Source organism: Paeniglutamicibacter sp. ZC-3 (assembly GCF_025847175.2).
GTDB classification, from domain to species: domain Bacteria; phylum Actinomycetota; class Actinomycetes; order Actinomycetales; family Micrococcaceae; genus Paeniglutamicibacter; species Paeniglutamicibacter sulfureus.
The window spans coordinates 72,544-83,702 of record NZ_JAOYTG010000015.1; the positions used below are offsets into that span (position 1 = coordinate 72,544).

Sequence of the window (11,159 nt, forward strand, 5' to 3'; positions counted from 1 at the left end):
GGTGCCGCGGGTACGGGCATGCGTGGCTTTCGTTGACTTGAAGAAGGCCTGTCGGCAGGCTCACTGCGGGCGCTTTGGCGGTGTCGGGGTTAATCCGATAGACTATGGGCTGTTGTGCGTGTCCTTTGTTCGACACAACCTTCTCCGCGTGACGGCTCAGTTGCAGAGCCACTGGTCTGCTGGGATTGCGAACATTCATGGACGGCCGGTCTTTTCAGTCCTCACCTGGCGAACTGGTTACAGCGCATCGAACACAGCACATCTACAACAGTGGATCTCACAGCCGCTGCTTGGAACTGTGCTTGACCAGTAACCAATAAAACAAAGGCAATTACAGTGCGTACGTTCACTCCAAAGCCGGCTGACCAGACCCGCCAGTGGCACATCATTGATGCCACCGACGTTGTACTTGGTCGCCTCGCCGTCCAGGCCGCAACCCTGCTGCGCGGCAAGCACAAGGCTACCTTCGCCCCCCACATGGACATGGGCGATCACGTCATCATCATCAACGCCGAGAAGGTTGCCCTCACCGGCGCCAAGCTCGAAAACAAGCGCGCCTACCGTCACTCGGGTTTCCCGGGCGGCCTGAAGTCCGTGACCTACGCCGAGCTTCTTGAAAAGAACCCGGTCCAGGCAGTGGAGAAGGCCATCAAGGGCATGCTCCCGAAGAACTCGCTGGCTGCGGATCAGCTGTCCAAGTTGAAGGTCTACCGCGGTGCCGAGCACCCGCACGCTGCACAGCAGCCGCAGACCTTCGAAATCACCCAGGTCGCGCAGTAGCGCTGGGCCCCGAGAACAAGACTTTAGGAGATTATCGTGGCTCAGAACACTGAAGAGATCACTGAATTCGAGGGTGAAGCTCCGACTTCGTACACCTCGGAGACCGTTGCCGTTGAAGCAGAAGCCGTCAAGGAACGTCCGGCACTGACCGTTGCAGGCGCAGCAGTCGGCCGTCGCAAGCAGGCAATTGCCCGCGTGCGCGTCGTTCCGGGTACCGGCAAGTGGACCCTCAACGGTCGCACGCTGGAAAACTACTTCCCGAACAAGCTGCACCAGCAGGATGTCAACGAACCGTTCAAGCTCCTCGAGCTCGACGGTGCCTACGACGTTCTTGCACGCATCCACGGTGGCGGCCCCTCGGGCCAGGCCGGTGCGTTGCGCCTGGGCATTGCCCGTTCGCTGAACGAAATCGACCGCGACAACAACCGTGCAGCCCTCAAGAAGGCCGGCTACTTGACTCGTGACGCCCGCGTCATCGAGCGCAAGAAGGCTGGTCTCAAGAAGGCCCGCAAGGCTTCGCAGTTCTCCAAGCGCTAAACCGCTTGTTCCGGCCCCTGGGCCGGATGTACGAAGGTCCCGCAACCCCAAGGGTTGCGGGACCTTCGTTTTCTTAATGTGTTTTTGGCTTCAAGTGGCCCGCCGGGGCAAAGCCGATCGTTGCACTAGCCCTGCTCTTCCCGTGCAGGAAGGGCAGCGGTGCCGGAGGACTTCGGCGCGGCATCGCCCCCGGTGGGGAGGCATGGCTGTTCCGCCGCTGCCGACGTTGCAGTTGCGTCCAATCCAAGTTCCGGATCGCAGGCTTCCGGGATAGCAGATGGAACCGGGACCGATGGTGCAGGCTCCGGGGTAGCCTTTGCGCTCGCTTCGGGCGACGGTGCAGGCTTGTCAATTGCCGGCGGTTCCACCGTTTCGGCTTCCGGAACGGGCTTGGGCACCGGCTTCGGTGCAGGCTGAGGCGCCGGTTCGGGGGCAGGTTTCGGTGCCGGCCTTGGCTTGGCTTCCGGTGTCGGCACCGGGGCAACAACTGCGGGCGCTTCTGACGCGTTGCTTTCCGGCGCAGGCACAGGCTTTGGCTCGGGCGATGTTCCGGGAGTCTGCTCCGGCGCGGGCTTTGGCGTGGTTTCGGGCGTCGGCTCTGGTTGTGGCTTTGGCTCGGGTTGGGGCTTTGGCGTGGTCTCAGGCGTTGGCTCGGGTTGGGGCTTCGGCGTGGTTTCGGGCGTCGGCTCTGGTTTGGGCTTTGGCGTGGTTTCGGGCGTCGGCTCTGGTTTGGGCTTTGGCGTGGTCTCAGGCTTCGGCGCGGGAGCCGGCTTCGGGGTCGGCTTGGCGGTTGGATCCGGTGCGGGTTTCGGCTTCGGAGGCGCCTTGACGGCCGGTATGGTGTCTTGTCCTGGATCGGACTTTTTCTTGCCGGATTTTTTGGATTCCGTCTTGTTCGGCAGCTCGAGCTCCAGGTCGTGACCAAGCAGGGCCCTTGGGCCTGGGGTATTGGTCTTACTCACCAGGTTGCCGGCATTAAGGGACTGACCCGGTTGCCCATTCGACCCGGGAAGATACGGCCTCGGGTCCACCCAACGGCCATTGATGATGACCTCGAAATGCACATGGCATCCTGTGGAGTTTCCCGTGGTACCGCTCAAGGCAATGACCTGGCCCTGTTTCACAAAATCCCCAACTCGGGCCAGCAGCTTGGAGTTGTGGCTGTATCCGGTCCGAACGGAGCTTCCGTGCTCAATGGTCACGCGCATTCCGGAGTGGCCGGCCCATGCCGATACGACGACAGTTCCATCGGCGGTCGCATATACGGGCGATCCACATGCGATTCCATAATCTTGCCCGACATGTGTCTGGTGTCCAGCCCCTGTGGGGTTCTTCCGCCAGCCGAAGCGACTCGTGATGAATCGTGTTGTCACCGGATGAATGAGGTGGATCTTGCCGGGCAGAAGTCTTTGCGCGGACACCTGCTGATTTGCAACCATGTCCGCTGTGTTTCCACCGGTGACGCGGTTCCACAGAGTGTTTCCGCCGCTCGAATCAGCGCTGCTCGAACCAGGGCTGCTCGAATCAGGGGTGGCAGTTACGGGAAAACCTGGTGCAGCGCTTCTGAAATCCAGCCACTGCCGAGACATGGTGGTGCCCCCGCCTTGAAGACCTAACCACACAGAATCCAGTCCGGTCTCCGCATACGCGGAAGTTCCCATCGGGGACTGCGAAACCAATCGGAATTGGCCTGTTTGAAAGGCGGGTGCAGCCGTAGGCGCCAATCCGAAGGCAATGGCCATGCCCAACGCAGTCACACGTGTTGCCTTGTTCGATGTATTCTTCCGGTGTTTGGCACGGATAGAACCGTTCGAATGCAATTTTTTCACCGAGTAACGCCCCCCAAGAATAACCACATGCAGCGCATAGCCTAGCGATGGCTCAAGAAGGATGCCTACCCCGAAAAAAATCGAGTGGTGGTTGCGGTCACCCCAATAACCGAACGCTTAGGCATCACGGTAACGCACGAGCGGCATTGTGAGAAGAGCAACGGCTGGCGTATTTTCTTCCCCTTGCCGGCGGACGCGGGAGCGTCTCCCGCCCAGGGGCGAAGGCCGGGCGCAGTAACCCCAGACCAAGTGCCAATATCCTCTTTTGCCCCGGGATGGGAGGGAACGATTCCAGGACGCCATTCCAGAGAACCGCGGGTGGACGGGACGCCATCCGGAACTGGACTGAGTGGCACGGGCTGATTAAACAAGTCTGATCGATCTATTTACTTCTCCGGATTCGTGATCCATAGTGGGTTCATCTTGGGGGGCATGGTCTTAGCTTGGGAAGCATAGGGGCCGTCTTCTGGGTACACCTTGGCCCAATGACGAACAGCGCCGGGCCAGATTTTTGGGGAGAATACGGTGCACAAGAAAAGCAGCGTGTCCGGATCGCCGGGCAGAAAGCCAACGTCCGGCTCACCGGGCCGGAAACTGGGGTCAATTGCCGCGGCTGCGGCAATGGTCATAACGGGAGCGTTTGTGAACGTTCCGGCGGGATTGGCGGCACCGCCGCCTGGTCAGGACTTCAACGTTTCACAGGGCGACCTTGAATTCATCATCAAGCAAATTGAAATCTCCGAGGCGCATGCCGAAGATAGCTTGACCAACGCGAATTCGTCGCCTTTGTGCAAGTCAACGGCTAAGTTCGACATTCCAACACAAACACATATCGACCTTGATGGAGATCCCTGCGTGGGGTCTCCTCTGTTGCCGTTCGGACTGCGAACAGTTGACGGTCGGTGGAACAACTTGATGCCCAACCAGGACGGATATGGAACGGCGCAGGAGGTCTTCCCGCGTCTGCTTGAAGCCGAATACAAAGACGCCCAGGTCAGGCCCGATGGTGCGCCGGGAGCTCCCGGTCCCACGAGCTACGCACAAACCGACGGCTTCGTTTATGACTCGGAACCACGCACCATCAGCAACCTGATTGTTGACCAAACCGTCGACAATCCCGCCGCCGGCGAAGTCGCTGCCCGTGTTGACGGCGCAGGCTTGGAAATGGGCGAGGCAACCACGCGTCTCTTCGGACCCAACGCGGCGGGAACTTCTGCCGCGATCAGCAAATCCCACTTCCCGGCAAACACGGAAAACGTTGTCATCTCCCGATCCAATGACTATGCAGATGCATTGGTGTCCGGCTCGGTGGCCAAGGCACTCAACGCCCCGGTATTGCTGGTCAATTCGAACAGCATTCCTGCCGACATTGCAACGGAGCTGACCCGGTTGAACCCGGTCAACATCATAGTGGCCGGCGGACCCACCGCTGTCTCCGATGCCGTGTTCACGGAACTTGGTACCTTCGCATCCGGGGCTGTTACGCGTATAGCCGGTGCCAACCGGTACGAGACCGCTGTGGAACTCAGCAAGTTTGCGAACCCCGATGCATCTCCGACTAACCCGGAGGCTCGTGTTTATGTCGCAACGGGCGCCAGTTTCTCTGACGCCTTGGCTGTTGCCGCTCCTGCTGCACGGGACGGACACCAGGTCCTGCTCGTCGGGCAGAACACAGTTCCGGCCGTGGTCCTGGCCGAATTGCAACGACTAGCCCCACAGGAAATTGTCATCCTGGGCGGACCCATTGCAGTTTCCGAGTCGGTTGAAACCACCCTGCGGGCGTCCTGGCCCGTGACCCGTATTGGCGGAGCCACGCGGTACGACACCGCGGCAATGATTTCCGCCGCCAATTACACGCCTCCGGTGGACACGATCTACGTGACGACAGGTGTCAACTTCCCGGATGCGCTGAGCTTGGCACCGGTGGCGGGAGCCAAGGGCGCACCGATCCTGCTGGTTCCGGCAAACGGCACCATCCCACCTGCGATCCTCGCTGAAATCCAACGACTTCAGCCAAGGAACGTCGTGGTCATCGGCGGACCTGTAGCGCTTGCACCGGCTCTGGACGCACGATTGGCACCGATGATCACCAGTGACAATTACCAGATCCCGGACATTGCCACCGATGAGGGGCTGTCGGCCTCGGCCACTGGCCTGTTCACCATCTTCGGACAGTTCTTCGACCACGGACTTGATTTGGTGTCAAAGGGCGGCAACGGAACGGTTGTCATCCCACTCCAGCCGGACGATCCGCTGTTCGTTCCGGGTTCACGCACCAATTTCCTGATGCTTACCCGTGCAACCATCGACTCCACCGATGGCCAGCGCGAGCACGTCAACAGGACCACTCCGTTTGTGGACCAGAACCAGACCTATGGTTCACATGCCTCACACCAGGCATTCATGCGAGAGTACGTGTTGGTTGATGGCCGGCCTACGCCGACCGGAAAGATCCTCAACGGTGACGGCGGCGAAGGCCTCCCAACCTGGAAAAACGTCAAGGACCAGGCCCGCACCATCCTGGGCATCGAAATGGACGACTTCGACGTCCTGGACGTGCCGATGATCGTCACCGACCCGTACGGCGGTCTTGTTCTTGACGCCAACGGCCAGGCACAGGTCGCCTTCGAAGGCAATGAACTCAGGTCGGGCAACCGCGCTGCTCCGCTGTCAACCGATGGCGCACTGACCGCGAATGCCTCTTTCCTGGACGACATTGCCCACGGGGCCACCCCCTTGCCTGACACCCAGAGCCCTGACGGTACCGTCATTCCGGGCTATGACAATGCATCCCTGGAGTCGCACTACATCACCGGTGACGGTCGCGGCAACGAGAACATCGGCCTGACCTCGGTCCACCACGTGTTCCACGCCGAACACAACCGGGCCATGGCACAGGTGAAGGACGAACTGGAAACCAACATGCCGGCGGCATTGCTCGAGCGCTACCAGGCAGACGGTTTCTGGAACTACGGCGAGCGGCTCTTCCAGGCGGCACGGTTCTTCACCGAGATGCAGTACCAGCACCTGGTCTTTGAGGAGTTTGCACGCCGCGTGCAGCCCTCCATCGATCCGACCGTGCTGAACGAGAACTCGTACCAGCCCAATGTGAACTCCTCCATCAGGGCGGAATTCGCACACGCCGTCTACCGGTTCGGTCACTCCCTGCTGCGTGAGACTGTCCCACGCACGCACGGTGACGTCACCACGGAAGTTCCCTTGCTGGACGCCTTCCTGAACCCGAAGGCATTCGCCACCGGACCAGACGGACAACCAATGTCTGCCGACGATTCCGCCGGCGGCATCCTGAAGGGACTGGCCAACCAGACCGCAAACGGCATCGACGAGTTTGTCACCGATACGCTGCGGAACAAGTTGCTGGGACTCCCGCTGGACCTGCCGGCCATCAACCTGGCCCGTGCACGGGACACCGGCGTTCCCTCGATGCAAACGGCGCGGGAAACGTTCTACAACGATTCCGGCGACTCGCAGCTCGAGCCGTACAGCAGCTGGGAGGATTTCCGGCTCTCGATGAAGAACCCGGAGTCCATCTCCAACTTCCTGGCTGCCTACGCCAACCACGCCTCCGTGAACGATGCGACCACGCTTGAAGCCAAGCGTGCCGCGGGCACGGCGCTTGCCGCCGATGCCGCATTCATGAATGCACCCGCCGCAGAGACAGGTCTCAACGACGTTGACCTCTGGATGGGCGGCATGGCCGAAAAGCCGTACATCTTCGGCGGCATGTTGGGCTCGACGTTCAACTACGTCTTCGAGCACCAGCTCGAGGACCTGCAGAACGGCGACAGGTTCTACTACCTGTCCCGCAACCTGGGCAACACGCTCTTCCACTCGCTGGAAGGCAACTCGCTGTCCCAGATCGTGCTGCGCAACACCACCGCGGACCGTGTTCCGCATGACGTGTTCGCATCTCCGCAGGCAACGTTCAACCTGGATTCCACCCAGGCGGAACTGAATGCCGCGGGGCTGACCGGCAGCCAAGCTGACGGCTGGCGCTTCAACGGACCCGAACACATCGTCATCCAGGACACCGACGCCGCCAGCAAGATCCGCGGCGGTATTGGCGACGACTCCATCTGGGGCAAGGGAGGCAACGACAGGATCGAAGGCGACGACGGCGTCGACGCACTGATGGGCGGCGACGGCGACGACATCATCACCGACCTCTTCGGCGACGACAGGTTGCAGGGTGAAGCCGGCAACGACGTGCTGAACCCGGGTCCGGGCATCGGGGACCTGACCTTCGGCGGATCGGGCATGGACTTCATGCTCGGTGGTCAGGACAAGGTCACCGCACACGGCGGCCTTGGCGATGACTTCATGCTGGGGACCCCGGGCCCCGACGTCCTTTACGGAGACGAAGGCAACGACTGGCTCGAAGGCGGCGGAGGCGCCGACCTGGTGCAGGGCGACATGGGCAACACCATGTTCAATGATCCGAACCTGTACCACGGCGGACACGACGTGCTCATCGGCAATGGCGGCAACAACGACTACGATGCCGAGGGCGGGGACGACATCATGGTTGCCGGTCCGGGTACCGACAGGTACTCCGGGGTGCTGGGCTTCGACTGGGTGACCCACAAGGACCACACCACACCGGTCAACGCCGACATGGGATTCATCGTGGGCATGCCGCAAACCCTGGAGAGCATCAGGGACAGGTTCCTGCAGACCGAGGCACTGAGCGGATGGAACGGCGACGACATCCTGCGCGGCAGCCAGGGCGGCATCGACCTGACCTTCGATCCAGCCGGCGGCATGATCGGCTACGGCCACGACCTGACCCAGGGACACCTGGATCGCGTGGACAACCTGCGCACACTGCTCGGCGGGGGAGAAATTCCGCCCTACGCCCGTCCGTTCCTCGAGAACGATCCGATCGAGTTCGAAAACGACGTCAACAACAACATGTTGCTCGGCGGCATCGGTTCGGACCTGCTTGAACCACGCGACGGACGCAACTTCGTCGATGGCGATGCCTGGCTGAATGTGCGCATCGAGTACCGGCCCGCGGGCGGCGCGGTGGAATCCCAGGATTCCATGGCGAAGTTCAGCACCCGGATGCTCAACGGCACCATCAACCCGAGCGAACTGCACGTGGTTCGCGAGGTCCTGCAGCTGGAGAACGAAGCAGACAACATTGATACGACGGTCTTCGAGGGAGTCGCGGCGGATTACACCGTGACCGAACTCGAGCCCAACGTCTTCAAGGTCATGAACACGCTCGAGGGCGAGGGAACTGCCAACGTCCTGCGCAACATCGAGCGCATCCAGTTCAACGACCAGGTTGTCTGCCTGCCGCTTGGAACCACCGCAAATTGCGGCCAGGCAGCCGGCGAGGTCCTGCTGGGCACCGTCGATCCGATCACCGAAAACGGCGAGCTCACCACGAATGCCAGCGGCGTCACCGACGTCGACGGCATCGAATCCGGGCTGACCTACTCGCTGCAGTCCTTCGTGGCAGTGGACGCCGATGCGGGCACCGGCTCCTGGGTCACCACCCAGGCGAATGAAACGGGCACCTTCACCCTCACCGACGCCGAAGTCGGCGCCCCGGTCCGGGTGCAGGTCACGTACATTGACGGTGCGGGAACGCACGAACAGATTGCCTCGGCAGCCACCGAAGCGGTCGCCAACGTCAATGACGCACCGGTTGGTCCCGTCATCGCCCCGCAGGCAGCCCAGGTGGCTGACATCCTGCGAATCGAGACCCAAATGAGTGACGAGGACGGCGCAGAAGCCGTAACCGATGGGTCGGGCGGGGTCTACACCTGGCAACAGAGCACCAACGGCACTGACTGGACGGATATCGCCGGAGCCACCGGCGATGCAACGACGATGGGAAGTTTCATCGTCACACCCGCACAGCAGAACAACTTCGTTCGCCTGGCCATCGCCTACACCGATGACCACGGCACCGATGAAGTTGCAGTCTCCAACGCAACGGACCTGGTCCCGAGCGCTGTGAACCCGCTCCCGCTTCCTTAGTAGGCGGCCCCCCACCTACAACTAGCTGGAGCGCATAAACGATGGGTGTCGTTTCCTTACCCGAGGAAACGGCACCCATCGTCTTGTCACCGGCCGTTTGGACCGGTTGGCCTTGCTGGCTACTTGAGGCTCAGGTTTCCATAGGCCGTGAGATAGGGGAGGAGAGCGGGTTTGCTCCTTGGCCCCAGACGTATCGTCATGGCCGCGGAACCCGAGCGAAGACCAAGGCTGAGATCAAGGATTGCTGCGGGGTTGGCAGCGGATCTGGTGCCCGCGGGAATCAGGAACCTCGCTCCGTCCCCGGTGATCTCACTGGGTTCAATCGTTTGTGCCTGGCCGGGATCATGCGAGCCACGCGCGGAGATGATCAAATGCAGTGAATCGACAACCAGTTGTTTTTCCTCCCAGTCGATGTCGACTTCGAGTTGGCCATCCGGTCGGAAACGGATGCAGCCCAGATAGGGCTTGACGAGGCCCAGCACGGAAAGTGCCCGCTGGTTGCCACGGGCCAAATCCAGAGTTTCCTGCCAGCGTCTGGAGATCGCGGGGCTGGTGAAATCCTGGGCTTGCTCGAATCCCCGCACAGACATACTCGAAGAAAGGCCTATGACAAGGTTTTCGTTGCAGGTCCGGCTGCCATTGCGCGGCACAAGGCGCGGTTGATCGACTTTGATTTTGAAAAGCTCGTGGTGACCGGCAGGCCGCAACTTGATGTGGATTTTGAGCCGACCCTATCGGAGAGCGAGCAGCGGACGGTCATGTATGCGCCGACCTGGGAGGGAGAGAACTACGACAACAACTACACTTCAGTGGACGTGTACGGTCTGTCCATCGCGCGTGCCCTCATGTCCACGAAGGACACCAGGTTGATCTACAAACCGCACCCTCGCGTTGCCGATTCCAGGAATGTGGATGTCCGCCAGGCCCACGAAAGAATTTGTGGCCTGATCGAGAGAAACCGGGAACGTGGGGCTAATCACGAGTATGTTCCGGCCGGCAATATCCTGTCGATGTTCGATCCGATTGATGCCTTGGTGACTGACATTTCGAGCGTTGGACTGGACTTCCTCTATCTGTGCGTTGACAGGCCCTTGATCCTGACCGACCGCCGCGGAGACATCCGACAATTGCATGAAGATGCCCCGGTCTCCTCGGCCTGCCAGGTGGTCAACCAGGCGGGCCACGGTTCACTCGACACCCTGCTCGAAGCTTGGATCGAGGATGACGAGATGGCCGATGAACGCCTCAGGGCGCGGGAACTTTACTTCGGGGGCCTCGCGCGCGGAGACTCGACCGAGCGCTTCTATGAGCAGGTGTCGGGACTCATGGCGGAAAGGCAGTCCAAGCTTCCCAAGCCCCGGGCCGGGGTTTCACGCTAGGTCGTTGCCCAAGGAGGCCTGAACGCCCCAACGAAGGGTTCCGCTAGAGTTCCTGGTTGGGTTCGAGGCGAACGTTCGTGACGTGGTCCCTGCGGATGGAAACCGAATGCTCCACTGCCTGCCAGGTGGATTCACCGGCGGTGCACAGGACGAGAACGTCGTAAACCCCGGGCAGCAGGTCGAAGTCGGTGGAGCCGGCCGGGGACACCGGTCCCAGCGCAGTCGAGGCGCCGCCCAGCCCGCCGCCGCCGGAGGTGACCTCACTGGTGTTCTGCGCGCTGGTCTGGCAATCGGCACCCGTGGGGAGCCCCGTGTCCGCCAACTCCAGCACCATTGATCCCTTCACGGAGCCAGCGCTGGAAGATGGGAGCTCGCCGGTGCCCGGGGAAGCCGAGGCGTTCGACGTGGAGCTCAGCGTGGGGCTTTCGAGCGCTGCCGAGGATGAAGGCGCTGGTACCGTAGTTTCCTGTGCGGACGGGTCGGCGGTCGGACCGGGTGGTCCCGGCTCGAAGAAGGCGCATGCCGAAAGCAGGCAGATGATGCTTGTGCCACCCAAAAAGATTGCACCTATCCTGGATTTCCCCCGAGTCCCCATGGGCCCAGTATGTCAGGCCACGCTTCG

8 protein-coding genes are annotated in these 11,159 nt (G+C 61.4%); 4 read left to right on the forward strand and 4 right to left on the reverse strand.

Annotated elements, in window-relative coordinates:
- The first annotated feature begins 336 nt into the window (after window positions 1-336).
- Together rplM and rpsI are read left to right on the forward strand one after the other, a co-directional pair.
- A complete protein-coding gene (gene rplM / locus OIU93_RS14920; protein ID WP_071212959.1) occupies window positions 337-780 on the forward strand; it encodes a 50S ribosomal protein L13 in 444 nt (147 codons plus the stop codon).
- A gap of 36 nt (window positions 781-816) precedes the next feature.
- Window positions 817-1,317, forward strand: coding sequence for a 30S ribosomal protein S9 (gene rpsI, locus OIU93_RS14925; protein ID WP_217389440.1), 501 nt, complete (start codon window positions 817-819; stop codon window positions 1,315-1,317).
- A gap of 125 nt (window positions 1,318-1,442) precedes the next feature.
- Here the strand turns inward: rpsI and OIU93_RS14930 are convergent, their stop codons facing one another.
- Both OIU93_RS14930 and OIU93_RS14935 read right to left on the reverse strand, forming a co-directional pair.
- Entirely contained in the window at window positions 1,443-2,756 is a 1,314-nt protein-coding gene (locus OIU93_RS14930; RefSeq protein WP_264270850.1) for a M23 family metallopeptidase, read from the reverse strand.
- A 776-nt stretch (window positions 2,757-3,532) separates the two neighbouring features.
- Window positions 3,533-3,775: a hypothetical protein gene (locus OIU93_RS14935; RefSeq protein ID WP_264270851.1), complete on the reverse strand. Its 243-nt coding sequence runs from the start codon at window positions 3,773-3,775 to the stop codon at window positions 3,533-3,535.
- A 286-nt stretch (window positions 3,776-4,061) separates the two neighbouring features.
- On the opposite strand from OIU93_RS14935, the gene OIU93_RS14940 reads away from it, so the two are divergent.
- Window positions 4,062-9,158 carry a peroxidase family protein gene (locus OIU93_RS14940; protein ID WP_264270852.1) on the forward strand — a complete coding sequence of 1,699 codons (5,097 nt, stop codon included), beginning with the start codon at window positions 4,062-4,064 and terminating at the stop codon, window positions 9,156-9,158.
- A gap of 119 nt (window positions 9,159-9,277) precedes the next feature.
- On the opposite strand, the gene OIU93_RS14945 is transcribed toward OIU93_RS14940, so the two are convergent.
- Window positions 9,278-9,748, reverse strand: coding sequence for a hypothetical protein (locus OIU93_RS14945; protein ID WP_264270853.1), 471 nt, complete (start codon window positions 9,746-9,748; stop codon window positions 9,278-9,280).
- Between OIU93_RS14945 and OIU93_RS14950 the strand changes: the two genes are divergently transcribed.
- A complete protein-coding gene (locus OIU93_RS14950; protein ID WP_264270854.1) occupies window positions 9,725-10,537 on the forward strand; it encodes a CDP-glycerol glycerophosphotransferase family protein in 813 nt (270 codons plus the stop codon). The genes OIU93_RS14945 and OIU93_RS14950 overlap by 24 nt on opposite strands.
- 43 nt (window positions 10,538-10,580) lie before the next feature.
- On the opposite strand, the gene OIU93_RS14955 is transcribed toward OIU93_RS14950, so the two are convergent.
- A complete protein-coding gene (locus OIU93_RS14955; RefSeq protein ID WP_264270855.1) occupies window positions 10,581-10,883 on the reverse strand; it encodes a hypothetical protein in 303 nt (100 codons plus the stop codon).
- Window positions 10,884-11,159 lie beyond the last annotated feature (276 nt).